Genomic DNA, 26,185 nt, shown 5'->3' on the forward strand with positions numbered 1-26,185 from the left:
AATAATGAGGGACCAGAATGTTGGCAGGAAATTCTCGATATTTTGCTTTTTGGTACGACGTTGAAAAAAGGGAACCAAAGGAGATTTTTGGCTCTTTCAATGTTTTTCTGAATAGCACTTTATTGATTGACGAAGTCGATGCTGATTTTGGGCTGATGGCTATCGCATCTGACTTGAAGAAGACGTTGAGCGGGATTGATGCATTGAGAGAATTTCCAAAAGATCGGAATCCCAAGCAGGTTTTTCTAAGTTCGCTGCATGAACATGGGTTTCTTAGCTTCGAGGATCCGGTCATCCCCGAGCATTGGCGGAATAGCAGCAACGGAAAAGTGACAGAATTTTTGGAACTGTTTTCCAATTTGATACGAGAGCGACGGGCTGATCCTCCAATTAGTCTTGAAGTCTGTATGGGGCCACGGTTGTGTGAACAGGGGTGGAGATTTTTCCTGTTTGCCAAGGGGAAGAAGGAGGTCATGCTTGCCTCCCCTGATCAAGGTAGGTCAGTGATGAAGTTCGTGCTGCCAAAAGGAAGAGTCAAGGCCGCGATATCGAGCTTTTTGAATTTTGAAGATTTCGCGCACGTTATTTTCCCTCTATCGTAGTTGTATGTCATTGCAGGGGCGATCTGAGTGGTGCCGTCGGAACCCTGAAGCGCACGGAGAAGCTGGGCGAGCGCACCATCACCGACAACGGTACCGCCTTCCACTTCTACAACATCGGGGAAAAAGGCCGCGACGAGCGGGCGTTTCCAGCACTGGCTTACTATCCCGGCGCGGTGGTCCAGGCCATCAGCCTGACTCCGACCATCTACCTGCAAAACACCACCATCGCCGGCAGCGGCACCAAGGTGGGCGCGCTCAAAAAAACCAGCATGGGCAATGGCGTGCGACGACGCGCGACAGCGCCACCGACCAGGCCACCCGCACCAGCGTGGAACGCGTGGCCGCGCTGTACGTCGCCAATGCCGGCGGTACGCTCACCGCCAAGGCTGCGCAGATCGCCAACAGCGGGGCAGGTGGCAGCACCACTCTGGCCGAGAAATCCATACAGTCGCTTACCTGGGAGGCCAACATCTCTTCGGACTCATCCAGAAAACGGGATCTAAAGGTGAAATGATGAAGTGGATAAATTTAACTGAAACGGAAATAGATGCGATAACGGCAGGGGCAGTTTTTAGACTGCATGCCCAGTGGTCGTATGAGGACGTCGTAGATTTTATGTTGATATATCTTCCAAGCGATGTGAGTAGTCATGCCATTATAGTTAGTACTGGGATGAAAGCTGGCCGGGTTTTGGTAAAGCTTCCTCTTCAGGCTGATTATGCTGGCGGGCGCGCTATATCGAAGGACTGGCTAGTTAGAGAATGGGCCAAGTGGATTTATCCGGAATGTCCAATCGAAAATGTTCTCTTTTCTCTGCGTTATGAAATATGAATGAATGGATTGGTGATCATCTTGGGGGGATATAGGACTGATCGCCAGTCCGGTACTGTCGGCGATCCAGACGGTGCAGCAGATGAAGAAGGCGGCGGAGAGTACGTCGGATGGGCGGATGCAGGTATTGGCGGCGGCCAACATCGGATTTGCCGGCAAGAACGCCTACGATGCCGTCAAGACCGGGCAGGGCTTCGCGGTGGAAGGAAAAGACAATCCCCAGATCCTGATCAACGCAAGAAACGAAGACGGCTCGCTCAAGAAAGGCGCCGACGGCAATCCAGAGACACGCGATGCCACGGCAGCCGACAAGGTGGGCGGCATCAACCTGGCCATCAGCCTGGGCACCAGCAAGAACGAAAGCCATTCCGAAGCCAATGGCAGCACGGCCAGGAGTTCGACCGTGGCAGCCGGTGGCAACGTCAATATCACGGCCCAGGGCGGCGGTGCTGGCAGCAACATCACCATCCAGGGCACAGTGACATCAAAGCGGGCGTCAACGCCACGCTGAAGGCGGAGAACGAAGTTAGATTGCTGGCCGCGCAGACCACCACCGAACAGCACAGCAGCAACAAGGAATCCCGAAATAAAAATTTTAAGAGGTACCAGCCAATGACGCGGATCGCGCATGTAGATGAAATTATCTCTAGCTCTTTTGGATTATGGATTTCAAGCTTGTTTAGTGCAATAAGTGGAGTGAATCCAGGAATTACTTTCGAAGATCAAAAAGAGACTTTTTTTGGGATTCTTGAATACATGCTTAAAAATGGAAAAATTAAGTTTATTGCTCCAGGAGCAGATTGCTATGCCTCCTCTAATAATCCCAAACCACGTTTTACAATTTATGACATTGAGGCGCATTGGAATGCGCCGGTAGAAGAAATTATTGGCTACCTTCGTGAGCGTTGGCCCGCCAGCGCTTCAGAAGAAAATGATCTTGATTTGGCTATATATTTTTATGAAATTCCAGGCGTAATATGGATAAAAGACTCCGGGGAGTTGGTCGCTTCATGATGTTTCCTGTTTTCACTAAAGAGTCTGTTGAATATTTTTTATAAAAATTTTACTGGCTATCTTTTTTTGGGATTCATGTCGTGAAAAATATTCGGTAGGTGCCGGTTTTTAGGCGGGAAATGATCCTGAATTCATCTAAAAATAGCCTCTCTTATTTTTCTCGATGAGTACTCCAGCGACAGCAGCGGCAGGTTATCGAAGAAGACTTTGACCACGCGTTATCTGATGAAACGGCTGCTGGAAGCGGGTAGTGAATGGTTTTAGCAGTGTTATTTCTCCAAGGGTAAGAGAACCGTGACAGCAGAGATAGAACTATGGTTTTATGCGCGTCCAGATCGAACTAGATCAATCGATGAACGTCATGGTGAGGTTATGAGCCGACTGGCTAAAATTGATGGGCCTTTTGGATTTTCTGGACTTGATCTACCAGAAGCGCCAGATTGTGGTGACGGATTGGTCGCAGTCTACTCGACTAAATTACCAACGCGGGGTCTCAAGTTCATAGGAGACTACGCGTTTAGAGGGGCGGGGTATAGGTACGAGGATCGCGCCTCTTACGACGAGCACATACGTTATCAGTTCAAGGTTACAAATAAAGAAATTGATTACCGTCGTCTACTCTATCTTGATTTTCCTAAGCTAGTTGAGGCATTTGCCGGATATAAAGCCAAACTTAGTTATGATATTTATTCGCTTTATTATCAAGGCGGTACGAATGACGAAAATATCGTCTACAACAAGCTGCGAGAAAATAAAGAATTAAATGTGGATGGACGCAATAACATATTTACGCTCTACCCATCCCAATTTTGGGATGCAGAGCTTTGCGTCCGTGCTTTAGGTTATGGGCCGGAAGAAGTCATCGCTAGACTGAAAGGAGTCTGTCCGATGGCTATTCCTTTGTTAGACGGGGTCTACATGGTTTTGAATGACGATCCGAAGATAACCTATGAGGCATATGTGGAGATGAATAACACCATCAAGCCAGTCTTAGGATTGATCTAGCTATTTCCCCTTGTAGAAGAGATCTTGATTTCTGAATAGGGTTTGACGCTCGATACGTTATATCGGGCGTTTTCGTACAGAACCATCGACGCCGGCGACAAGCTGAGCGTGAGCGCGGCCGGGATCTGAATCTGGTCTCGACGACGCGAGACAGTGCGACCGACCAGCCCACTCGCACCAGCGTGGAACGCTTGGCAGCGCTGCACCTCGCCAACGCGGTCGGCACGCCCGCCGCCACCGCTGCGCGGGACATCAACGCCAAGGCCGCGCAGATCGCCAACAGTGGCGTCGGCGGCAAGAGGGCCGACAACACCTTCATTCGCAATGATGTGACCAGAAGAATCTTCAAGACGTTGTCATTGCCCATGCGAGGAAGCCATGACGTCGATGGATTTAGGCAATTAATCTTAATTAAAGATGGCAAATTAACGGTTGTCGGAGAATAAAAGTGTCGTTGGATATGAGTTTGGAGATTGAGGGAGAAATTCCGGATTGGGAGGCTCTCGACAATGCGATTCGATCCGTGGGCGTAATTAACTATGAAATCGACCGCGACTATGTATTTCAAGGCGCTTTTAAAAAATCGGATGGATATTTTTGGCTATCAAAACGGAGCGAAGCGCAAAGAAAAACGGTGATTGCGGAAGGAAATCATGGGTGCAGTTTCTGTGTGTACAACGCGATTGTTTTTCGCATTAATAATTTTTACTACGACGATTTTGTTGAGGATATGAATAGCTTTCTGAAAAAATTAACCTCACTTTCGTCGATGCAGTTTGTACTGTCATTTCAGTATGAAGATGTGTATGCAGTACGAAACAAGCGAGGATTTGAATTTTTCTGGGATCAGCCGAGATGAAAGACCTATGGATATCTGTGGAGCGATGGAATGACCCACTAAAAACCTGCTCAAGTTGTACGGCAAACTAAAACTAATAAAAAGTTTCCACTTTTACCCCAAACGCCCGCATTGCCAACCACCCGACCAGACAACAACACGCCCCCGCATAGCTCATTCCTCCGATCCCAATGACCGCATTCCAATACTCAGCGACCCATCCCCACCTGAAACTGCTGGAAGACAACTGGCAGATCATCCGCGACGAATATCTCGCGGCGGCCAACATGGTGACCGAATGGCCGGAGACGTATTTGCATAACGGCTTGTGGGATGTCCTGGGCATTCACTACCCGGATCATCAGATGCCAGGAGAGTCGCTCTGCCCTCCGGAGGCCTGGCTGGAGGTTCTGGGCGAGCGGCACGTGGCGCAGGATGGTAAGGTCGCCGTATTCGACGATCGCAACCAGCATAGCGCCGGCAATCAGGGCGAATCCGAGCGGGTCGTGCTGATTGTGGACTTCTGGAAGACGGCAGCCTGAGTGCTCAGGCGGCCCGCTGGTGGTGCGCTTCTAGTTCGGCTCGCTCTGATCCAGGTAGCGGTGCAGGAAGCGCTCCATCTCGGTGAAGGCTTCGATGCGGTCTTCTTCCCGCGACAGTTGATGGTCGCCCAGTGGCAGTTCCAGGTAGCGGTAGTCGCGCTTGCCGGCTGCCTTGAGTGCGTCGGCCATGTCGCGTGATTGCGCGACCGGCATGGTGCGGTCTTGCTTGCCGTGGATGAGCAGCAGCGGTGTGCGGATATCGGCCGCGTGGTTCACCGGCGAGGTCTGGCGCAGGCGTTCGCGGTCTCCCCACCAGCGGCCGATGATGCGTTCTGCACCAATCTCGTAACCGTCGAAATGCTGGGCGTTGGCCAGCAGATCACGCAGGTCGGCTACGCCATTGAGGCTGACCGCGCAGCGGTACAGCTCGGGCGTCTTGATGATGCCCATGAGCGCGGCATAGCCGCCATAGGATCCGCCGATGATGCAGATCTTGTGCGGATCGGCGATGCCCTGTTCGATACTCCAGCGCACGCTGTCGGTCAGATCGTCCTGCATCTCCATGCCCCAGCGCTGGAAGCCGGCTTGCTCGAATTCGGCGCCATACCCGGACGAACCACGGAAATTGACTTGCAGTACCGCCCAGCCACGGCTGGCGAGGAGCTGTGCATAGACGTCGAACTGCCCGCGGTCGCGACTGATCGGCCCGCCATGCGGCAACACGATCAGGGGCGTGGGACCGGTGGTTGCGGCGCGGTTCCAGGGGGCGGTGAGATAGCCATGCAGGACGGTGCCGTCGCGACTGGTGATGGATACCGGGCGTGGCATGGGCATCTGGCGCTCAGCCAGTGCCGGGTGGCTGTCGATGATCTTGCGCATCTTGCCGCTCTTGCGTTCCAGCCAGTAGATCGTGCTGGGGGCATTGGGTGCAGTGGAGGCGATCAGCAGGCTGAGACCATCTTCGCTGCTGCTGAAGACGGTATTGGTCTTCTCGGGCAGGGCGCGATCAATCTCGTCCTGCAAGGCCCGGGCGCGCTCATTCCAGTAGACGCGCCTGCCGTACTGGCCGGCATAGCTGATGCCCACGTATTGCTTGAGCCAGTCGGACCAGATGAGTTGCCCCGTCAGGTCGAATTGCGGGTCGTCATGAACCAGCGTGCGGGTGAATGCCGGATCGGCAGTGTCGATGCGATATAGCGCCTGGCGTCCCTGGTGATCGGCGAAGGCGTACAGGTAGCGGCCATCGGCGTCGAACCCGACCGGCTTGAGGGCGCGCGCGGCCACTTGCGCATAGTCGTCGGCCACCCAGGTGCTCAGGGTCTTCCAGGTCTTGTCGCCGGGGGCGCGCACGAATAGCTGCATTTCCTTGTCGCGCCAGCCAGAGCCCAGCCTGACTTCGCCGTCGCGGTCGGCCATCCATTGGCGGATGCCGCCCGTGTTGCTGGCGACCCGGGTCAATTGCGCAGTCTTCACGTCCAGGCTGTAGACGTCGGGCTGGGCGGCACGCTCCATGTCCAGCGCCAGCAGCACGCTGTCAGGGCCGGCGGCGGACTTGCCCAGGATACGATCCTGGAACTGCGGCACATTGCGCGGACGCTGGAAGCGGAAGGCCGAATCCAGCAGGTTGGCGTTGAGATTGCCGCCATTGGCATCGACGGCGATGAGCCGGCTCTCATAGCCGGCCACGCCATAGCGGTAGTCGGGATAGCGCGCGCCGGCCAGCAGCCGCTGGTTTCCGGCCCAGCGCAGGCTCCGGAAACTGTATTTCTGGTTGTCGGTGGAGAGCAGGACGGTCGGCGTCTGTTCGCCCAGTACCAGCGTGCTCAGGTAGCTGCTGCCATCCTTGTTGAGGAGGTAGGCCAGGGTCGCGCCGTCGGGCGAGATCACGAACATCTGCGCGCGCGGCTGTTCGGCAAAAACGCGCACCGGCGGGACATCCTCCTGTCCGGGTGTGGCGGCCTGCACCAGGAGGCCATGCAGCAGCATCAGTGCGGTCAGGGTCGGGCGTAGCAGGGTCTTGTTCAATTGGCGTCGCTTGCGATGATTGAAAAAAAGCCGACACCCTTGCGGGTATCGGCTGGCTCGTCCTGCCTGGAGCTGGCGTGGGGCGGGCGCGTTGCCGCTTACTGCCTGACGCAATCCACGAAGTAATCGCGGCGGCCGTTGACTTCGCGCTTGACCAGGCCATGCACGTCGGTTTCGAAGCCAGGGAATTTCTCGTTGAAATCACGCGCGAACTTGAGGTAGTCGACGATGGTCTTGTTGAAGATCTCGCCCGGGATCAGCAGCGGGATGCCCGGCGGGTACGGGGTCAGCAGGATCGAGGTGACGCGGCCTTCGAGTTCGTCCAGGGGGACGCGCTCGATCTCGCGGTGGGCCATCTTGGAGAAGGCGTCCGAGGGCTTCATGGCCGGCTGCATGTCCGAGAGGTACATCTCGGTGGTCAGGCGGGCCACGTCGTAGGCACGATAGGTCTCGTGGATCTGCTGGCACAGGTCGCGCAGGCCCAGGCGCTCGTAGCGCGGGTTGCGCTGGGCGAACTCGGGCAGGATGCGCCAGATCGGGGCGTTCTTGTCGTAGTCGTCCTTGAACTGCTGCAGCGCCGTCACCAGCGTGTTCCAGCGGCCCTTGGTGATGCCGATGGTGAACATGATGAAGAAGGAGTACAGGCCGCACTTTTCCACGATCACGCCGTGCTCGGCCAGGTACTTGGTCACGATCGAGGCCGGGATGCCGGTCTCGCCGAACTGACCGTCCAGTGCCAGGCCGGGGTTGACGATGGTGGCCTTGATCGGGTCCAGCATGTTGAAGCCCGGTGCCAGGTTGCCGAAGCCGTGCCAGTTGTCTTCTGCCTTGATGACCCAGTCTTCGCGCTCGCCGATGCCGTCGTCGGCAAACTTGTCCGGGCCCCAGACCTGGAACCACCAGTCATTGTCGAATTCCTGGTCGATCTTCTTCATGGCGCGACGGAAGTCCAGCGCTTCCAGGATGCTTTCTTCCACCAGGGCGGTGCCGCCGGGGGCTTCCATCATGGCCGCGGCGACGTCGCAGGAGGCGATGATCGAGTATTGCGGCGAGGTCGAGGTGTGCATCAGGAAGGCTTCGTTGAAGGCGTCCTCGTCCAGCTTCACGGTTTCCGATTCGCGCACCAGCACCTGCGAGGCTTGCGACAGGCCGGCCAGCAGCTTGTGGGTCGACTGGGTGGCGAAGATCATCGACTTCTTGGCGCGCGGACGGTCCTTGCCGATGGCGTGCATGTCCTTGTAGAAGTCGTGGAAGGTGGCGTGCGGCAGCCAGGCTTCGTCGAAGTGCAGGGTGTCGATTTCACCGTCGAGCATTTCGCGCAGGGTTTCGACGTTGTAGACCACGCCGTCGTAGGTCGATTGGGTGATGGTCAGGATGCGCGGCTTCTTGTTCTTGGCTTCGCGGGCGAAGGGGTTGGCTTCGATCTTTTTCTGGATGCTTTCCAGCGTGAACTCTTCCAGCGGGATCGGGCCGATGATGCCCAGGTGGTTGCGGGTGGGCATCAGGAACACGGGGATCGCGCCGGTCATGATGATCGAGTGCAGGATGGACTTGTGGCAGTTGCGGTCCACCACCACGATGTCGCCCGGCGCCACGGTGGAGTGCCAGACCATCTTGTTGGAGGTCGAGGTACCGTTGGTGACGAAGTAGCAATGGTCGGCGTTGAAGATGCGCGCGGCATTGCGCTCCGAGTTGGCGATCGGGCCGGTGTGGTCCAGCAGCTGGCCCAGTTCTTCCACGGCGTTGCAGACGTCGGCGCGCAGCATGTTCTCGCCGAAGAACTGGTGGAACATCTGGCCCACCGGCGACTTCAGGAAGGCCACGCCGCCCGAGTGGCCGGGGCAGTGCCAGGAGTAGGAACCATCGTTGGCGTATTCCACCAGCGCGCGGAAGAACGGCGGCGCCAGGCCGTCGAGGTAGGACTTGGCCTCGCGGATGATGTGGCGGGCCACGAACTCCGGGGTGTCTTCGAACATGTGGATGAAGCCGTGCAGTTCGCGCAGCACATCGTTGGGGATGTGGCGCGAGGTGCGGGTTTCACCGTAGAGGTAGATGGGGATGTCGGCGTTCTTGTGGCGGATCTCGCGGACGAAGGCGCGCAGGGCCTTCAGGGCAAAGTCGGTTTCCTCGTCGGAGCCGGCACCCATTTCCTCGTCGTCGATGGACAGGATGAAGGCCGAGGCGCGCGACTGCTGCTGGGCGAACTGGGCCAGGTCGCCGTAGCTGGTCACACCCAGCACTTCCATGCCTTCTTCCTGGATGGCGTCGGCCAGGGCGCGGATGCCCAGGCCGGACGTGTTTTCGGAGCGGAAGTCTTCGTCGATGATGACGATGGGGAATCGGAATTTCATGGAATTCTCCAGGCTTTGCGGGCTACAGCGCCGGGTAGGCGTTGCGCGCGCAGGGTGAAAAGGAAAAGCGCCTGGGCTGGCAGGCTTGCGCGCCGGAAAAATGAAAGCGGGATTGTCGCAGATATGCGCGGAATGTGCGCTAAAGAGGTGCGCAGTTTAAGCAAAAACGGGAAAAAACAACAGCCTCCCGCCGTCGTGCTTTCAACGTCTTTCGTATGTCACAAAAGCGTAGTCCAATCCGGCCTTTTCGGAGTGGTGCGACTCGCGCGCGGTCTCCTGCCAGACGGCGGTGTCCAGGGCTGGGAAGAAGGCATCGCAGTCGAAACGCTGGTCGATGCGGGTAATGATGAGGCGGTCCACCAGCGGCAGGGCGTCGGCATAGATCTGCGCGCCGCCGATGATGAAGGCCGGTGCAACGCCGGCCAGGGCAGCGGCTTGCTGCAGGGAGCCAGCGGTCTCCACCCCTTCGTGTTGCCAGTCGGCATTGCGGGTAATGACGATGTTGCGGCGGTTGGGCAGCGGCCGGCCGATCGATTCGAAGGTCTTGCGGCCCATCAGGATGGCGTGTCCCGAGGTGGTGCGCTTGAAGTGTGCCAGGTCTTCCGGCAGGTGCCAGGGCAGGGTGTTGTTGATGCCGATGCCGTTGTTGAGGTCGGTGGCGACGACGATGGTGAGCTGGCCGGAAGGGGAGGTCATGCGGGCTGGATCCTGGCTGGACGGGATGGACGGGCGCGCCCGGCAAGGGGCTGCGACGGATTTGCTGCCGATGGGGCAGGGCCGACATGTTACCGCAGTCATGCTGCGGCACGGAACTTTCTGCGCCCGCGCCTGCCCTTATAGGGGAAACACGGGGAGGCAGGTAGGGCCTGCGCTTGACGCTTTCCCTGGAAAGTTGCTGGTGGTCAATTCCGCATGCGCCGCATTTTGCTGCATTTTAATGCCGGAACTACCTCATCCATACGAACAATCCCCGCAACATTTGGGTAAACTAGCGCCTGCTTTACCGGTTGGCGCCGCCGCTTTCGCGCCAGCGTAAAGCCATCAACCAGAAAATTGCATGTCAGACAAAACAATAATGCTGCTCCACACCACCTCCCGGCCTGGCGAGGGACTCCGGTCCCCGCGCAGTGCCGCAAGTCCGGCCTGGTGGCGCAGGCTTGCCGCCCCGGCGACCCTGGCGGGTCTGCTGGCGCTGGCCTTGCCCCACGCCGCACTGGCGTTCGATTTCAATACGGTCGCCGCCCGCGCCAAGGCGCTGGCCGGCAAATCCTACAAGAAGCCCGCCGACGAGCTGCCCAAGGCGCTCAAGGACCTGAGCTACGAGCAGGCCAGCCAGATCTACTTCCGTGATGACAAGTCCTGGTGGCGCGCGCAGAAGCTGCCCTTCGAGCTGTCCTTCATCCATCCCGGTGCCAGCTTCACCGAATCGGTCAAGGTCAACGAAGTGGTCGGCGATGCCGTGCGCGAGATCCATTTCAGCCCGGCCCTGTTCGACTACAGCGCCACCCGCAATATCGATGCGCGCAGCCTGCGCAACGTCGGCTTTGCGGGTTTCCGCATCCGTTTCCCCCTCAATTCGGGCAAGGTCAAGGATGATGTGCTGACCTTCCAGGGCGCCAGCTACTTCCGCGCCATGGGGCGTGGCCAGAGCTATGGCATGTCCGCGCGCGGCCTGGCCATCGATACCGCGCTCTATTCGGGCGAGGAATTCCCGCGTTTCACCGAGTTCTGGCTGGAGCGTCCCGCGGCTGATGCCAAGGAGCTGGTGGTCTATGCGCTGCTGGATTCGCCGCGCGCCACCGGTGCCTACCGCTTCGTGGTCAAGCCCGGTGCCGACACCGTCATGGACGTCAAGGCCCAGCTCTACCTGCGCAGCAACGTGACCAAGCTGGGCATCGCCCCGCTGACGAGCATGTTCCTCTTCGGTGAGAACCAGCCGGGCCCGGCCGACGACTTCCGTCCGGAAGTGCATGATTCGGATGGCCTGGCCATGCAATCGGGCACTGGCGAATGGCTGTGGCGTCCGCTGGTCAATCCCAAGCGCCTGCTGGTGACCTCGTTCTCCTTCGACAATCCGATGGGCTTCGGGCTGATGCAGCGCGACCGCAACTTCTCGCACTACGAGGATCTGGACTACAACTACCAGTCCCGCCCCAGCGCCTGGGTCGAACCCAAGGGCAAGTGGGGTTCGGGCCGCGTGGAGCTGGTGCAGATCCCCACGCCCGACGAGACCAACGACAACATCGTTGCCTACTGGATTCCCAATACGCTGCCCAAGCCGGGCCAGCCGTATAACGTCGAATACCGCCTGCTGTGGCAGAAGGACAATGAAAAGCGTCCGCCCCTGGCCTGGGTCACCCAGACCTTGTATGGCCACGGTTACCGGCCTCGGCAGGACGGCAAGCAGGATGATTTCCAGCAGCTGGCCATCGATTTCGATGGCGGCAATCTCAAGAAGCTGCCTGCCAATGCGCGGGTGGAAGGTGTGGTCGAGGCCGATGCCAATGGCAAGCTGGCCAGTGTGACCACACGCAAGAACGAGATGACCGGCGGCTGGCGCGTGGAAGTCAAGCTGCGCCGGGTGGAAGATAACAAGCCGATCGAGCTGCGCGGGTTCCTGCGCAATGCCAATGGCGGCACAACCTTGTCAGAAACGTGGAGCTACATATTACCCCCCAACTAAGGCAGACTCAGGCCGCCTCGCAGGCGCTGGAGGATTACCTGGCGCGCCTGCCGCTGTCGGCCGAGCAACGCCAGGACCTGGCCGCACGGGCGGGGGCGATCGGCTCCGGTGACCCGGTGGCCGACCTGCACCGTGTGCTGGCCGAACAATCAGGACGCGATACCGACGCCTTGCCGGCGGCCGCGCAGGCCTCGGTCGATGCGCGCCTGCACCTGATGTATCCGTCGTCGGCAGACAGCGCCAGCGCCCCGGCCATCGGCCAGGAGCGCGGCCAGCCGCATATCGCCTTCGGTCCGGAGCTGAACCGCAAGTCCATGGTGCCCCGTCCCTGGGGCGAGTTGAATCCCTTCTCGCGCTGGGTGGAAGAGGAAAACCGCCGCCTGGAGCGTCGTCCCAGCCGCTGGCGCCGCGCCCGCAAGGGCCGCGCCAAGGTGGTGGAGCCGGCACCGGTGGTCGATGACGAGCCGCGCTACATCGAAGACCACCTGGACCAGTCCGAGGCGCCCGATCCCAAGGGCCACTGGCAGCATACCGGCAACATCCGCCGCATCACGCTGCTGGTGCTGATGGTGTTGCAGACCTCCATGGCCACCTATTTCATGAGCGACGTGCTGCCCTACCACGGCACCAAGCCGCTGGAGATGGTGGTGCTGTTCCTGTTCGGCCTGCTGTTCCTGTGGGTGTCGGCGGGCTTCTGGACGGCCATGACCGGCTTCCTGGTGTTGATGCGCGGGGACGACAAGTACCTGATCTCGCACGAGAAGGCCGGCCACAACGAGATCGCCCCCGAGGCGCGCACGGCCATCGTCATGCCCATCTGCAACGAGGATGTGGCGCGGGTCTTCGCGGGTTTGCGGGCGACCTACGAGTCGCTGGAGCGCACCGGCCAGATCGCGCATTTCGACTTCTTCATCCTCTCCGACAGTGGCGAGGCCGATATCTGCGCGGCGGAAACCGCGGCATGGAACCGCCTGTGCCGTGAGACCGGCGGCTTCGGTCGCATCTTCTATCGCCATCGTCGTCGCCGCGTCAAGCGCAAGAGCGGCAACCTGGATGACTTCTGCCGCCGCTGGGGCGCCGACTACCGCTACATGGTGGTGCTGGACGCCGACAGCGTCATGACCGGCGAATGCCTGACCAAGCTGACCCGCCTGATGGAAGCCCATCCGGGCGCGGGCATCATCCAGACCGCGCCGCGCGCGGCCGGCCGCGATACGCTGTATGCCCGCATCCAGCAATTCTCGACCCGTGTCTATGGCCCGCTGTTTACCGCCGGCCTGCACTACTGGCAGCTGGGCGAGTCGCACTTCTGGGGGCACAACGCCATCATCCGCCTGAAGCCCTTCATGAAGCACTGCGCGCTGGCGCCGTTGCCGGGCAAGGGCAACCTGTCCGGGCCGATCATGTCGCACGACTTCGTCGAAGCATCGCTGATGCGGCGCGCCGGCTGGTCGGTGTGGATCGCCTACGACCTCGATGGCAGCTATGAAGAGATGCCGCCCAACCTGCTCGACGAGTTGAGCCGCGACCGCCGCTGGTGCCAGGGCAACCTGATGAACTTCCGCCTGTTCCTGGCGCGCGGCATGCACGTGGTGCATCGCGCGGTGTTCGTCACCGGTGTCATGGCCTATGTCTCGGCGCCACTGTGGGGGCTGTTCCTGATCCTCTCGACCGTGCTGCTGGCAGCCCATACGCTGATCGATCCGACCTATTTCACCTCGCCGCGCCAGCTCTTCCCGATCTGGCCGGAGTGGCACCCGGAAAAGGCCCTGGCGCTGGTTTCGGCCACGGCCACCATCCTGTTCCTGCCCAAGGTGCTGGCGGTGCTGCTGTTTGCGGTCAAGGGCGCGCGCGGCTTTGGCGGCGCGCTGGCCCTGCTGGTGAGCATGCTGATCGAACTGCTGTTCTCGATGGCGCTGGCGCCGGTGCGCATGCTCTTCCATACCCGCTTCGTGCTGGGTGCCTTCCTGGGCTGGAACGCCGGCTGGAAATCGCCCCCGCGCGCCGACAATGAAACCGGCTGGGGCGAGGCGATGCGTCGCCACGGCTGGCATTCGTTGCTGGGTGTGGCCTGGGGCGCGCTGGTGTACTGGCTCAATCCTTCCTTCATCTGGTGGCTGATCCCCATTGCCGGTTCGCTGGCGGTGTCGGTGCCGGTATCGGTGCTGTCCTCGCGGGTGAGTTTTGGTCGCGGCTTCCGCCGTGCCGGCCTGTTCAAGATCCCGGAAGAGACCACGCCTCCCTTCGAGCTGCGCGAGACCGTGCGCCATCACGACGAAACCCCGCCGCTGCCCGGTTTCGTCGAGGCGGTGGTCGATCCCTCGTTCAATGCCCTGGTCTGCGCCACGGCGCACGCGCATCCGCAAGTGCCGCAGCTGACCCGGCACCTGCGCGAGAAGCTGGTGCGCACGGCCTTGAAGGAGGGACCGGACGCCCTCAACGACAAGCAGAAGAACAGCATCCTGGAAGAGCCGGGCCTGCTGTCCGAGCTGCACCAGGCGGTCTGGAGCGGTGTGCCGGAAGTCCACCCGGACTGGCGCGCCGCGCTGGCACTGCAGGTTCCGCAGGCGCTGGCTGCCTGAGGGGGCAGCCGCGACAGCGACGATAGCGATGATGGCGGCCGGTGACATCCGGCCGTCATCTTTTTCTGAAATCATCTTTGCCTTAACCGCTAGCGATCATGACCGAGCCGCACGACCCACTACCCCATGCCATTGCCACCGCCACCACGCCTGCCCGCAAGGGCGCCTGGTGGGGCGGCGTCGCGCTGGTAGTGGTGCTGGGCGGCGGGTTCTGGCTGTATTCGCGCCAGCAACCGGTACCGCCCGCGCCCAAGCCGATTCCGGTCAAGCTGGAGACGGTAGCGGTAGCACGCGGCGACCTGGAGCAGGTGGTCAATGCCACCGGCAACGTGGTGGCCCAGGATTACGTGGATGTCGGCTCCAAGGTGGCCGGCCAGATTGCCGAGGTCGACGTGGTCATCGGCGAGGCCGTCAAGGCCGGACGCCTGCTGGTCACCGTGGCACCGGCCGTGCAGAACGGCCGCATCGAGAACAACCGTGCCACCCTGGCCCGCCTGAAGGCCGAGCTGGCCGGGCAGAACGCCCAGCTCGACTTCGCCCAGCTGCAGTTCCAGCGCCAGACCCAGTTGAAGGCCGAGAACGCCACCCGCGAGGAATCCTACGAATCCAGTCGCATGAACATGTACGCGGCAGCGGCCCGGGTGGACGCCACCAACGCCCAGATCCAGCAGACCGAGGGCTCCATCCGCGAGGATGAGGCCGTGCAGAAGCAGACCCGCATCGAAGCCCCCAGCAACGGTACCGTGGTCACGCTCAATGCGCGTCCCGGCCAGATGGTGGCGGCCAACCAGGAGGCGCTGCTGCGCATCGCCGATCTCTCGCGCATGACCGTGCAGGTGCCGGTGGCCGAGGAAGACGTGACCCGCCTGCAAAAAGGCATGACCGCCTACTTCACCACGCCCGGCTATCCCGGCAAGCGCTGGAGCGGCAAGCTGCGCCAGATCATGCTGCTGCCCACCGACGACTCGGGCCGGCATGGCAAGAAGGCCTTCTACACGGTGTTCTTCGATGTGGCCAATCCCAGCCGTGAGCTGATGAGCGGCATGAGCGCCGATGTCTATTTCGTGCTGGCGCGGGCCGAGCATGTGCCGACCATTCCGCTGTCGCTGGTGGCCAAGCCCGGCATGGATGGCACCCAGACCATGAAGGTGGTGCTGGCCGATGGCACGCTGGAGGCGCGCAAGGTCAAGATCGGCATCCGCGATGGCGAGCGCGCCCAGGTGCTGGCGGGCCTGAAGGAAGGCGAGCAGGTGCTGTTGCCGGCCAATCCGGCATCGGCGGCGTCGGCGTCGGCGTCGGCACCGGCGCGCCAGCCCTGAGCGAGGGTGTAGAGTAGAGGCCCGGCCGGGCGGCCGTTTTTTCTGTTGGTCAAGCTTATGACATTGCGTAGTCCCCACCCGCGAGTTTCTTCTTTTCTTCCGGCCCCGACCCTGACCCGTCTGGCGCTGGCGCTCACGCTGGCACTGGCCATCGGTGGCTGCGCCACGCGCGAGGTGCAGGGCGATCCCATCCTGGAGATGCAGGTGCCCGACAAGTGGGGCGGCGCTGCTCCGGCCGATGCCGCCAACGCCGAGCAATTGTGGCCCGATACCGACTGGTGGAAGCAGTTCGGCAGCACCGAGTTGTCGCAACTGGTGGAGGAGGGCCAGCGCAACAACTACGAGATCGCCGCCGCCTATTCGCGCGTCAAGCAGGCCGAGGCGCAAGCGCGCATCGCCGGTGCGCCGCTGTTGCCCAATGCGGGCCTGTCGGCCGGCGCCACGCGCGAGATGCCTATCTCCGGCGGCACCCCGACCACGACCGCCAATGCCAGCCTGCAGGTGAGCTACGAGATCGATTTCTGGGGCAAGAACCGAGCCGGACTCGATGCCGCCGAAGCCACCCTGCGTGCCAACCGCTATGACCGCGAGACGGTGGCGCTGACGGTCACCAGCGGCATCGTCTCCACCTACCTGCAGGTGCTGTCGCTGCGCGACCGCCTGGAGATCGCCCGCCAGAACGTCAACAACGCCGAGCGCGTGCTGCGCCTGGTGGAGGCGCAAAGCCGCGCAGGCTCGGCCTCGCCGCTGGACCTGGCGCGCCAGCGCTCGGCCCTGGCCAACCAGCGCCAGCTGATCCCGGACCTGCAGCAGCAGGCGCAGGATGCGCAGACGGCGCTGGCCATCCTGCTGGGCCGTCCGCCACAGAATTTCAAGGTCGAGGAAACTGGCCTGGCGAAGATCCAGATGCCGCGCATCTCGGCCGGCCTGCCATCAGAACTGCTGATGCGCCGTCCCGACATTCGCACCGCCGAAGCCAATCTGGCCGCCGCCAATGCCAATGTGGCCGTGGCGCGCGCGGCGCTGTTCCCCAGCATCACCCTGACCGGCTCGACCGGGGCGCAGAGCAGCGCCTTGCTGTCGCTGTTTGATGGCCCCAATCTCTTTGCCAGCCTGGGGGCGGGATTGATCGCGCCCATCTTCGATGGCGGCAAGCTGCGCAACCAGCGCGACCTGGCCATCGCCCAGAAAGAGGAATTGGTGCAGGTGTACCGGCAACGGGTGATCACCTCGCTCTCCGAGGTGGAAAAGGCGCTGGGGGCGATCCGCAGCCTGGAAGAGCGCTATCGCTTGAAAGTCGGCGAAGTCGACCAGGCACGTTTCGCCTTCGAGCTGGCCGAGATCCGCTATCGCGCCGGCGCCGAGGATTTGCTGGTGGTGCTCGATACCCAGCGCACCCTGTCCGAAGCCCAGAACCAGCTGGGCCAGATCAAGCTGCAGCGCCTGCAGGCCACGGTCTCGCTCTACAAGGCACTGGGCGGCGGCTGGCAAGACCAGCAGGCGCCCGGGGACGCCGCGACCGTTTCCTGATCTGCCTTTGCCTTCGGCCGCCTCAGCGGGCGGCCTGCCACTCCTGTACCAGCAAGTCGATCAGCCCGGCCGTCGTGTGACCGTCGCGCAGCAGGGCCGCGCCCTGTCCGGCCCAGTGCGCGCCGAAGCCGTGGTCGCCCTTGGCCGAGGCCATGGCATGCAACTGCTTGCCGGCGTCGTAGGTGGCCGGATAGGCGGGGATGGGGGGCTTGCTTGCGGTGTCGATCTCGCTGATGAAGCGGTTGACGATGCCGCGTGCACGCCGGCCCGAGATCGCTGCCGTCACGCGGGTGTGCGCCGCGCGCGGGCTCTTGAGCAGGTCGCGGTAGGCGGCATTGGCATTGGATTCCTGCGTGAGCAGGAAGGCCGTGCCCATCTGCACCGCCTGCGCGCCCAGTTGCAGGGCGGCGGCAATGCCCTGGCCATCCATGATGCCGCCGGCGGCAATCACCGGCAGCCGGCAATGGCGGGCCAGCAGGCGCACCAGGGCGAAGGTGCCGATTTCCTCATCGACCTGTTCATCGAAGATGCCGCGATGGCCGCCAGCCTCGATGCCTTGCGCGACGATGGCATCCAGTCCGGCCGCTTCCACCTGGCGTGCCTCGTCCAGGCTGGTGGCGCTGCCCATGAGGAAGACACCGGCCTGCTTGAGCGCCTGGATCACCGCGGGCGCGGGCAGGCCGAAGTGGAAGCTCACCACCGCCGGTGGCTGCTCCAGCATCAGTTGCTGCATGTTGGTATCGACCACGAAGCTCTGGTAGATCTCTTTCAGGGGCGCGCTGATGGTGCCGCCGAATTCGTCGACGAAGGGGCGCAGGTGGCGCAGCCAGGCTTCATCGCGGGCGGCATCCAGCACCGCCGGTTGATGGCAGAAGAAATTGACGTTATAGGGCTGGTCGGTGAGCGCCTTCAATTGCGCCAGCGCCTCGCGCGCCTGGCTGGCATTGCTGGCACCCAGCGCCAGCGAACCCAGTGCGCCGGCGTTGGAGGCGGCGGCTGCCATGGCGACCGTGGAACTGCCGGCCATGGGCGCCTGGATGATGGGATGGGCCAGGCCCAGTCGTTGCAGCAGGGCGTTGTGCATGCGTCTCTCCTCTGGCCGCACGCCGCCCGGCATGCGGCGGCGTGGGTCAGACCGCCATGGGGGCAGTCAGCGGGGCGTGATGCTGGTAGTCCAGCAGCGAGAAATCGGCGGGTTCGACCTGCTCCAGCCATTGCGGCGCATAGTCGCGGGTTACCGCGAAGTCCGGCACGCGGTCGGCGATCTGCAGGCGGGGCAGCGGGAAGGGCTCGCGCTGGAGCTGTTCCTTGACCATGTCGATGTGGTTCTCGTAGATGTGGGCGTCGCCCACGAAGTAGCTGAACCAGCGCGGCTTGTAGCCGGTCAGGCGGGCCACCAGGTGCAGCAGGGCGGCGCCTTCGGCCAGGTTGAAGGGCGTGCCCAGGCCGATGTCGTTGCTGCGCACGTACAGGCAGAGCGAGATCTCGCCGGTGCTCTGGTTGGGCAGGAACTGGTACAGCAGGTGACAGGCGGGCAGGGCGACTTCATCGAGCACGGCACAGTTCCAGCCGTGGAAGAGGATGCGGCGGCTGCCGGGATTCTTGACGATGGTGTCCAGGCATTCGCGCAGCTGGTCCACGGCCTTGTACATGAGGATCTTGTCGCGGCCGTCTTCCTGCAGGGGCGCGACGATGGCGAAGCCCTTGCTGCGGGCGGCGTCGATCTGCGCGGTCTGGTCGGCGTCGATGAGCTTGTAGGCGGGCCACTGGCGCCATTGCACGCCGTAGACCGGGCCGAGGTCGTCGGTGCCGGTGCGGAAGGGGTTGGCCAGCCAGTCGGCGTTTTCGTTGGCGTTCTGGTCCCAGACCTTGCAGCCCAGCTCGCGGAAGGTGGCGGCGCTGCGCGTGGCGCGCAGGAAGCCGCACAGCTCGCCCACCACCGACTTGAAGGCCAGGCGCTTGGTGGTCACCGCGGGGAAACCCTTTTGCAGGTCGAAGCGCATCATGGCGCCGGGGATGCTGAGGGTGCGGATGCCGGTACGGTTGTCTTGCCAGGAGCCGTTGTCAAGGACGTCCCGGATGAGGTCTTGGTATTGTTTCATTGCAATGTTTCTGGTGATGGCGCAGGCCGTCTGAGGATGGGGGATTGTAGCCTATCGGCGGGGCTTCCATGAGTGGCGCGCAATACCTTGCCATTGCTGCAATGTGGCCATGAAAAAACCGGAGGCGGCGGGCCGCGCTCCGGTTTTTCGGGTGACAGGCGCGGCTCAGAAGCCGACGTTCTGGCCGCCCTTGAGTTTCAGCATGGCGCGGGCGTCGTCGGGGCTGGCCACTTCCAGCGAGAGTGCTTCGATGACGGTGCGGATGCGGCGGACCTGGTCGGCGTTGCTCTTGGCCAGGTTGCCGGGGCCGTCCCAGAGCGAGTCTTCGAGGCCTACGCGGGTGTGGCCTCCCATGGCGGCTGACATGGTGGCAATCGGGATCTGGCCGCGGCCGGCGCCTAGCACCGACCAGAAGTAGTCGTCGCCGAAGAGCCGGTCGGCGGTGCGCTTCATGTGCATGACGTCTTCCACATCATTGCCGATGCCGCCGCGTAGGCCGAATACCGACTGGATCAGGAAGGGCGGCTTGATCAGGCCGCGGTCGATGAAGTGGGCGGCGGTGTAGAGGTGGCCAATGTCGTAGCACTCGATCTCGAAGCGGGTCTGGTTGGCGCTGCAGGATTCGAGGATGTAGGCGATGTCCTTGAAGGTGTTGCGGAAGATGCGGTCGTCCGAGCCGGCCAGGTAGGGCTGCTCCCAGTCGTACTTGAAGTCCTTGAAGCGGTTGAGCATTTCGTACAGGCCGAAGTTCATCGAGCCCATGTTCAGGGAGGCGACTTCCGGCTTCAACTGCAGCGCGGGTTGCAGGCGCTCTTCTACGCCCATGGTGGGGGCGCCGCCGGTGGTGAGGTTGATGACTACGTTGGACCTCTCCTTGATGTGGGGGAGGAATTTGCGGAATTCGTCCGGGTCTTGCGTGGGCTTGCCATTCTGCGGGTCGCGGGCGTGCAGGTGGACGATGGCGGCGCCGGCTTCGGCTGCGGCCAATGCTTCGTCCCTGATCTGCTCGGGGGTGACGGGCAGGTAGGGGGACATCGAGGGGGTGTGGATTGCGCCTGTTACTGCGCAGGTGATGATGACTTTCTTGGGCTTGGTGGCCATGGGGTGTGCTCCTTTGATGTTGGTTCTGCTTTTTGGGGGTGACTTGATTGTCGCTTGGGTTTTGTGATTTTTAGAACGTAGTCTGCACGGAATTTCTTCCCGCGCTCTAGCTTAATACTTATCTTTCTCCGGTCGGAACGGAGCGCCGGGGGCGGCCCGGCAGCCGCTCACTTTTCTTGTCTCGCCAAGAAAAGTAAGCAAAAGAAGGCGACCGCTGCTGCCTCCGCCCTCCTTCGGAGGGTCCCCGCGTTGGCGCTGCAAAAAATGGGGAAAATAGATTCGCTTCGCTCAAACTATTTTCCTGATCCATTTTTTGCAGCACCAACGCGGCGGGGCAGAAGCGGACTTCCCGTCCGGCTCGCCTTCGGCCTCGCGGGGGCTCCGGCTCGCCTTCGGCTTTGCCCTTTCTCTTACTCGCCTTCGGCTTTGGGTCTTACTTTTTCTGCTTGCGCTTGTGCGCGATCAATCCCATCAACCTGTTGTCGCGCCAGCGGGCGCGCTCGCCCAGCTTTTCCGCCGGTAGCTCTTCGCGCCTCTCCCGCTCCAATCGTTCCAGTGTCTCGCTCTTCCATTCGTTCGGTGGCTGCGTCTTGGCGACGTCCCGGTAGGTGTGGCCGTAGCGGCGGGCGTAGTCGAGCACGCCTTCCGGTGCATTCAGGTCTATCGTCTCGAAGGGGCCCATGAAGGACCAGCGCAAGCCCAGCCCATCCTTGAGGACCTTGTCCAGGTCGGCCGCCGAGGCGTAGCCATTCTCGTACAGATTGAGCGCTTCATTCAGTACCGCGCCCTGGATGCGGTTGAGCAGGAAGCCGGTGATCTCCTTGTTGAGCAGGACCGGTGATTGGCCTGCCCGCGTGTAGATGTCGTGCGCGCGTTCTACGGTCGCCTTTGAGGTCCAGGGGGCCGGGGCCAGTTCTACCAGCGGGACCAGGTAGGGGGGATTGACCGGGTGGGCTACCAGGATGCGATCCCGTCCCGGCAGGTGCTCGCTGAATTCCGAGGTGGGGATCCATGACGTGGAGCTGGTCAGGATGGTCTTCGGGTCGGCCAGGCGGTCCATCTCGGCAAAGATCTCACGCTTGACCTCGACCGTCTCCTTGACGTTCTCCTGGACCAGGATGGCGTCCTGCAAGGCGTCGGCCAGGCTGTCGGCGGTGCGGATGCGGGCCAGTACCACGTCGGCCGCTTCGTCGATCAGTCCATGCGCGGCCAGGTCGCCGACATTGTCCTGCAGCAGTTGCCGGCAGCCCTGCAGCGCTTGCGGGACGGCGTCCCACAGGGCGACCTCGAAGCCGGCGCGGGCGAAGACGATGGCCCAGGCGCGGCCGATCAGGCCGGCGCCGATCACGGCGATCTTTTCACTCATGTCGCGTTCCTTTCAGCTCAGTACTTCGACATTGCCGCACACCGACAGGCTGCGTCCGCTGATGGAGGCGCCCGCCGGGGAGCAGATGAAGATGATCTGGTTGGCGATGTCCTCGGCCGTGACCATCTTGCGCAGAGAGACCTTGGAGAGCAAGCGCGCGCGCATCTCTTCGTGGTCGATGCCGTAGGCGGCCGCTTTCGCGGCGACGATGCGCTCTTGCCGTGCGCCTTCGACCACGCCGGGCAACACGGCATTGACGCGGATGTTGTCCGGGCCCAGTTCGATGGCCCAGGTCTCGGTGAGGCCGATGACGCCGTATTTGGAGGCGGAGTAGGGCGTGCGCAGCGCAAAGCCCAGCCGGCCGGCGACCGAGGAGATGTTGACGATGGAGCCGCCGCCGTTTTTCTTCAGCATCGGTACGGCGCGGCGGGTACAGAGGAAGGGGCCGGTCAGGTTGACGGCTATGGTCTGGTCCCAGCCGGCCAGGTCGACGTCTTCTACCGGCAGGGTGGGGCCGGCAATGCCGGCATTGTTGACCAGCACGTCCAGTCGGCCTTCCCAGCGGCGGGCGAGGTCGGCGAACATGGCGTCGACCTGGCTTTCGCTGGTGACGTCGGTGCGGCTCAGGCTGACCGGGGCAGCGCGGAACTGTTCGCGGGCGCTGGCGAGGAAGTCTTCGCTGACGTCGCAGATGTGGACCTGGGCGCCGGCCTCGACGAAGGCGGCGGTGATGGCCAGGCCGATGCCTTGCGCGCCGGCGGTGACGATGACTTTCTTGTCTTTCAGATTGAGGTCCATGAGGATTCCTTTTCGGTGTGGGGAGGCTCAGAGCCAGAGAATTTTCTTGCGGTAGCTCAGGTCGGTGAGCAGCGGTGCGGCGGGGCCGGTGTGGAAGACCGCGCCGCGTTCCAGCGCGAAGACGCGGTCGGCCAGGGCCAGTACCAGGTCCAGGTTGTGTTCGACGATGACGATGGAGACCTCGCGCCGTAACTGGTCGAAGACGCTGAACAACTCCTGCACCACGGCCGGGGCCAGGCCTTCGAAGGGTTCGTCCAGCAACAGCAGCTTGACGTTGCCCGATAGCGCCCGCGCGACCGCGACCATCTGTTGCTCGCCGCCGGAGAGGAAGTCGGCGTGGGTGTGCAGGCGCTCCTTCAAGCGGGGGAAGTAGTGCAGGATCTTTTCTTCGCTCCAGGCGACGCCATCGCTGCTGTCGTTCTTGCGTGCCAGCCGGCCCAGCGCCAGGTTCTCGGCTACCGTCATGCCGGCGAACAGGCCCCGTCCTTGCGGGACGTAGCCGATGCCCAGGCGGGCGATGTCGGGGGCGGACAGGCCGGCGATGTCGCGGCCGTCATAGCGGATCGCGCCGGAGGCCGGTTTGAGCAGGCCGGTCAGCGTTTTCAGCAGCGTGGACTTGCCGGCGCCGTTGCGGCCCAGCAGGGCGACGATCTCGCCCTGGCGTACTTCCAGGCTGGCGTCGTTGAGGATGTGGCTCTTGCCGTAGTAGGCGTTGACGCCTTCGAAGGCCAGCAATTGCGCCCGCTCCTGCGTGTCGATGCTGCTGCGGCCGGTGACCGGGGGCGTGCCGTGGCCGGTGTAGATCTCTTGCACGCGCTGGTCGGCGCGGGCTTGCTCGGGCGTGCCGGCCATCAGGACGCTGCCCTGGTTCATCACGGTGACCTGGTGCGAGAAACCGAGCACGCGGTCGATGTCGTGCTCCACGATCAGTACCGGGATGTTGGCGGCGATGATCTGCACCAGTCGCGAGACGCGCTCGCGCTCGGCGGCGGCCAGGCCGGCCAGGGGCTCGTCCATCAACAGGACCTGCGGCTTGGAACCCAGGGCGATGCCCAGGTCCACCAGTCGCTGTCCGCCATAGGACAGGGCGCCGCCTTCGATGTCGTCGATGCCCTTGAGGCCGAGGAAACGCATCAGTTCCTCGGTCTCGGCGTGGATCTCGGGATAGCTGTCGATGTCGCGCCACATGTTGTAGCGCGAGGCATGGCGCGCCTGCAGCGACAGGCGCAGGTTTTCGTAGATTGACAGGCCCTTGAAGAGATTGGTGATCTGGAACGAGCGCGCCAGTCCGCGTTGGCAGATCTGGCTGGGCGGCAGGCCGTGGATGGGCTCGCCGTTGAGCAGCACGCTGCCGCCATGCGGGGCGAACATGCCGGAGATCAGGTTGAAGGTGGTGGTCTTGCCGGCGCCGTTGGGGCCGATCAGGGCGTGGATCTGGCCGGCCTGCAGGGCGATCTGCGCATTCTTCACGGCCTGGATGCCGCCGAAGCGGATCTCGATGTCGCGCGCCTCCAGCACCACGCCCTGCCGTGCGGGCGGTTGCAGGAAGGCCGGCAGCGGCAGGCCGTCGACGATCTGGCGCGCGCTCATGGCCGCGCCCACTTCGGCCGGCGGACGCAGGCGGCGCTGCAACTGGCGCCAGATACCCACCAGCCCGGTGGGTGAGAACAGGATGAAGGCGACGAAGGCCAGGCCGAACCAGAGCAGCCAGTTCTCGGTCCAGATCGACAGGCATTCGCGGAACAGGATGTAGAACAGCGCTCCCAGCGCCGGCCCCAGGAAGCTGCGCATGCCACCGATGACGACCATGGCCAGCAACTCGCCCGAGAAGGCCACCGAGGTCGGCTCGGCCGAGGCGAAGCGGTGATGGAAGGCCAGCAGTGCACCGGCCAGGCCCGTGACGGTGGCCGAGATGATGAACATCTGCAGCTTGTAGACGATGGTGGCGTAGCCCTGGAAACGGGCGCGCTGCTCGTTCTCGCGGATGGCCACGATGGTGTGGCCGAAGGGCGAGCGGATCAGCCGGTGCAGGCAGTACAGCACGCACCAGGCGATCACGCTGACGAAGGCCAGGTAGGGAATCGACTGGTCCAGGTCGATGCCGGCCAGCACCGGCCGTGTCACCCCGCCCAGGCCCGATTCGCCGCCGGTGAAGTCAGTCCAGCGGAAGGCCACCGCGAAGGTCAGCGCCGACAGGGCCAGCGTGAGCAGCGAGAAATACACGCCGCGCCGGCGCAGGATCAAAAAGCCCACCAGCGCCGAACAGACCGCAATGAAGGCGATGCAGAACAGCAGCGGCAGCACGATCTGGCCGGGGAACCAGTATTTCTGCGCCAGTGCGGCCGCATAGGCGCCCACGCCGAACCAGGCGCCATGGCCGAACGAGGTCAGGCCGGTGTAGCCCACCAGCAGGTTCAGGCCCATGGCGGCAATGGCGTAGATGACTACGTCGGTGGCCGAGGTGGTGGTCAGGCCCAGCAGCGGCAGCAGCAGGGGCGTGATGAGCAGCGCGGCGGCGCCGATCCAGAGGGGATGATGGGTCTTGTTCATGGTGATGGCATAGGCCTCATTCGAATCGTTCGATGCGCTCGCCCAGCAGGCCGCGCGGGCGGAAGATCAGCACCAGCAGCATCAGCAAATACATCGAGGCCTCGCCTGCGGGGGCATAGAACTGGATGGTGATACCGCGCACCACGCCCACCAGTACGGCGGCCAGCACCACGCCCCAGAAGCTGCCAAGGCCGCCGATGACCACCACCACGAAGGCGGCCGTCATGATCTCCGCGCCCATGGCTGGCTGGACCCCGGAGATCGGCGCGAACAGCACGCCAGCCAGGGCGGCCAGGCCCACGCCCAGCATCACGATGGCGGTCATGTAGGGCTGCAGGCGGATGCCCAGCACCGCCACCATGTCCGGCTTTTGCACCCCGGCGCGTACCACGCGGCCGAAGGCGGTCTTGTTGAGCAGCAGCCAGATCAGCGTCAGCGCCACCAGCACGATGGCCAGCATCAGCAGGCGATAGCGCGAGTACATGAAGTCGCCCACCATGATCTGGCCCTTGAAGGCCGCCGGGATCGAGGCCGGCAGGGGCGAGGCGCCCCAGAGGATGCGGATCAGCTGTTCGGCCACCATCGACAGGCCGAAGGTCAGCAACAGGCCCAGGATGGGATCGGCCGCATAGAAACGGCGCAGCAGGAAGCGCTCGAACAGGATGCCCAGGAGCGCCACCAGCACCGGCGAGAGCAGCACCGCGCCGCCAAAGCCGAGGTGTTTGGTGATCTCCACGGCGAGATAGGCGCCGATGGCGTAGAAGGCGCCATGCGCCAGGTTGACCACGCCGCCCAGGCTGAAGATGAGCGACAGGCCCAGCGCGATGAGCAGGTAGTAGCCACCGACCAGGAGGCCGTTGAGGATTTGTTCGACCAGGAAAACGATTTGCATTGCAGCTCCGATGAGAAGCGGTTCGCGAGGGTGGCCGTGCTGCCCACCAGGGGC

23 protein-coding genes are annotated in these 26,185 nt (G+C 62.5%); 13 read left to right on the top strand and 10 right to left on the bottom strand.

Going from position 1 to position 26,185, the window contains the following annotated elements; all coding sequences use genetic code 11:
• Positions 1-17: 17 nt before the first annotated feature.
• From ACIPHN_RS20280 to ACIPHN_RS20320, 9 genes are all read left to right on the top strand, one after another.
• The gene (locus ACIPHN_RS20280; RefSeq protein WP_400439281.1) at positions 18-602 is read left to right on the top strand and encodes a hypothetical protein; all 585 of its coding nucleotides are present in this window, start codon (positions 18-20) and stop codon (positions 600-602) included.
• A gap of 337 nt (positions 603-939) precedes the next feature.
• Complete coding sequence (locus ACIPHN_RS20285) at positions 940-1,116, top strand: hypothetical protein (RefSeq protein WP_400439284.1); 177 nt, start codon at positions 940-942, stop codon at positions 1,114-1,116.
• On the top strand, positions 1,116-1,433 hold the full coding sequence (gene imm45, locus ACIPHN_RS20290; RefSeq protein WP_400439287.1) for an Imm45 family immunity protein: 318 nt from the start codon (positions 1,116-1,118) through the stop codon (positions 1,431-1,433). Before ACIPHN_RS20285 ends, imm45 begins: the two co-directional genes overlap by 1 nt.
• Positions 1,434-1,515: 82 nt before the next feature.
• Positions 1,516-1,944, top strand: coding sequence for a hemagglutinin repeat-containing protein (locus tag ACIPHN_RS20295; RefSeq protein ID WP_400439289.1), 429 nt, complete (start codon positions 1,516-1,518; stop codon positions 1,942-1,944).
• A gap of 20 nt (positions 1,945-1,964) precedes the next feature.
• Positions 1,965-2,447, top strand: a complete 483-nt coding sequence (locus ACIPHN_RS20300; RefSeq protein WP_400439292.1) for a hypothetical protein — start codon at positions 1,965-1,967, stop codon at positions 2,445-2,447.
• Between the two features lie 294 nt (positions 2,448-2,741).
• Positions 2,742-3,452 (top strand): hypothetical protein, encoded by a 711-nt coding sequence (locus ACIPHN_RS20305; protein ID WP_400439295.1) that lies wholly within the window; start codon positions 2,742-2,744, stop codon positions 3,450-3,452.
• Between the two features lie 191 nt (positions 3,453-3,643).
• On the top strand, positions 3,644-3,898 hold the full coding sequence (locus ACIPHN_RS20310; RefSeq protein ID WP_400439298.1) for a hypothetical protein: 255 nt from the start codon (positions 3,644-3,646) through the stop codon (positions 3,896-3,898).
• Positions 3,899-3,900: 2 nt separating this feature from the next.
• Complete coding sequence (locus tag ACIPHN_RS20315) at positions 3,901-4,311, top strand: hypothetical protein (protein ID WP_400439300.1); 411 nt, start codon at positions 3,901-3,903, stop codon at positions 4,309-4,311.
• A gap of 170 nt (positions 4,312-4,481) precedes the next feature.
• Positions 4,482-4,832 (top strand): aspartyl/asparaginyl beta-hydroxylase domain-containing protein, encoded by a 351-nt coding sequence (locus tag ACIPHN_RS20320; RefSeq protein ID WP_400439303.1) that lies wholly within the window; start codon positions 4,482-4,484, stop codon positions 4,830-4,832.
• A gap of 30 nt (positions 4,833-4,862) precedes the next feature.
• Here the strand turns inward: ACIPHN_RS20320 and ACIPHN_RS20325 are convergent, their stop codons facing one another.
• From ACIPHN_RS20325 to ACIPHN_RS20335, 3 genes are all read right to left on the bottom strand, one after another.
• Positions 4,863-6,857, bottom strand: a complete 1,995-nt coding sequence (locus ACIPHN_RS20325; protein ID WP_400439306.1) for a prolyl oligopeptidase family serine peptidase — start codon at positions 6,855-6,857, stop codon at positions 4,863-4,865.
• Positions 6,858-6,955: 98 nt separating this feature from the next.
• On the bottom strand, positions 6,956-9,208 hold the full coding sequence (locus ACIPHN_RS20330; RefSeq protein WP_400439309.1) for an Orn/Lys/Arg decarboxylase N-terminal domain-containing protein: 2,253 nt from the start codon (positions 9,206-9,208) through the stop codon (positions 6,956-6,958).
• A 201-nt stretch (positions 9,209-9,409) separates the two neighbouring features.
• Positions 9,410-9,904, bottom strand: coding sequence for a dihydrofolate reductase (locus ACIPHN_RS20335; RefSeq protein ID WP_400439312.1), 495 nt, complete (start codon positions 9,902-9,904; stop codon positions 9,410-9,412).
• Positions 9,905-10,265: 361 nt separating this feature from the next.
• Between ACIPHN_RS20335 and ACIPHN_RS20340 the strand changes: the two genes are divergently transcribed.
• From ACIPHN_RS20340 to ACIPHN_RS20355, 4 genes are all read left to right on the top strand, one after another.
• Positions 10,266-11,891: a glucan biosynthesis protein G gene (locus tag ACIPHN_RS20340; protein WP_400439314.1), complete on the top strand. Its 1,626-nt coding sequence runs from the start codon at positions 10,266-10,268 to the stop codon at positions 11,889-11,891.
• On the top strand, positions 11,864-14,473 hold the full coding sequence (mdoH, locus tag ACIPHN_RS20345; protein ID WP_400439317.1) for a glucans biosynthesis glucosyltransferase MdoH: 2,610 nt from the start codon (positions 11,864-11,866) through the stop codon (positions 14,471-14,473). Before ACIPHN_RS20340 ends, mdoH begins: the two co-directional genes overlap by 28 nt.
• A 98-nt stretch (positions 14,474-14,571) precedes the next feature.
• On the top strand, positions 14,572-15,792 hold the full coding sequence (locus tag ACIPHN_RS20350; protein WP_400439320.1) for an efflux RND transporter periplasmic adaptor subunit: 1,221 nt from the start codon (positions 14,572-14,574) through the stop codon (positions 15,790-15,792).
• Between the two features lie 57 nt (positions 15,793-15,849).
• Positions 15,850-17,322 (top strand): efflux transporter outer membrane subunit, encoded by a 1,473-nt coding sequence (locus ACIPHN_RS20355; RefSeq protein ID WP_400439323.1) that lies wholly within the window; start codon positions 15,850-15,852, stop codon positions 17,320-17,322.
• Positions 17,323-17,344: 22 nt separating this feature from the next.
• On the opposite strand, the gene ACIPHN_RS20360 is transcribed toward ACIPHN_RS20355, so the two are convergent.
• The 7 genes from ACIPHN_RS20360 to ACIPHN_RS20390 all read right to left on the bottom strand — a co-directional run bounded on the left by ACIPHN_RS20360 (position 17,345) and on the right by ACIPHN_RS20390 (position 26,131).
• Positions 17,345-18,406 carry an NAD(P)H-dependent flavin oxidoreductase gene (locus tag ACIPHN_RS20360; protein ID WP_400439326.1) on the bottom strand — a complete coding sequence of 354 codons (1,062 nt, stop codon included), beginning with the start codon at positions 18,404-18,406 and terminating at the stop codon, positions 17,345-17,347.
• A gap of 46 nt (positions 18,407-18,452) precedes the next feature.
• Complete coding sequence (locus tag ACIPHN_RS20365; protein WP_400439329.1) at positions 18,453-19,424, bottom strand: thymidylate synthase; 972 nt, start codon at positions 19,422-19,424, stop codon at positions 18,453-18,455.
• A gap of 165 nt (positions 19,425-19,589) precedes the next feature.
• Entirely contained in the window at positions 19,590-20,525 is a 936-nt protein-coding gene (locus ACIPHN_RS20370; RefSeq protein ID WP_400439332.1) for a 3-keto-5-aminohexanoate cleavage protein, read from the bottom strand.
• A gap of 433 nt (positions 20,526-20,958) precedes the next feature.
• Positions 20,959-21,891 (bottom strand): 3-hydroxyacyl-CoA dehydrogenase, encoded by a 933-nt coding sequence (locus tag ACIPHN_RS20375; RefSeq protein WP_400439335.1) that lies wholly within the window; start codon positions 21,889-21,891, stop codon positions 20,959-20,961.
• 12 nt (positions 21,892-21,903) lie between these two features.
• On the bottom strand, positions 21,904-22,689 hold the full coding sequence (locus ACIPHN_RS20380; protein ID WP_400439337.1) for an SDR family oxidoreductase: 786 nt from the start codon (positions 22,687-22,689) through the stop codon (positions 21,904-21,906).
• Between the two features lie 27 nt (positions 22,690-22,716).
• The gene (locus ACIPHN_RS20385; protein ID WP_400439340.1) at positions 22,717-25,239 is read right to left on the bottom strand and encodes an ATP-binding cassette domain-containing protein; all 2,523 of its coding nucleotides are present in this window, start codon (positions 25,237-25,239) and stop codon (positions 22,717-22,719) included.
• A 16-nt stretch (positions 25,240-25,255) separates the two neighbouring features.
• Entirely contained in the window at positions 25,256-26,131 is an 876-nt protein-coding gene (locus tag ACIPHN_RS20390) for a branched-chain amino acid ABC transporter permease (protein WP_400439343.1), read from the bottom strand.
• Between the last annotated feature and the right edge of the window lie 54 nt (positions 26,132-26,185).

It is taken from the genome of Herbaspirillum sp. NPDC087042, assembly GCF_044745245.1.
GTDB lineage: Bacteria > Pseudomonadota > Gammaproteobacteria > Burkholderiales > Burkholderiaceae_D > Herbaspirillum.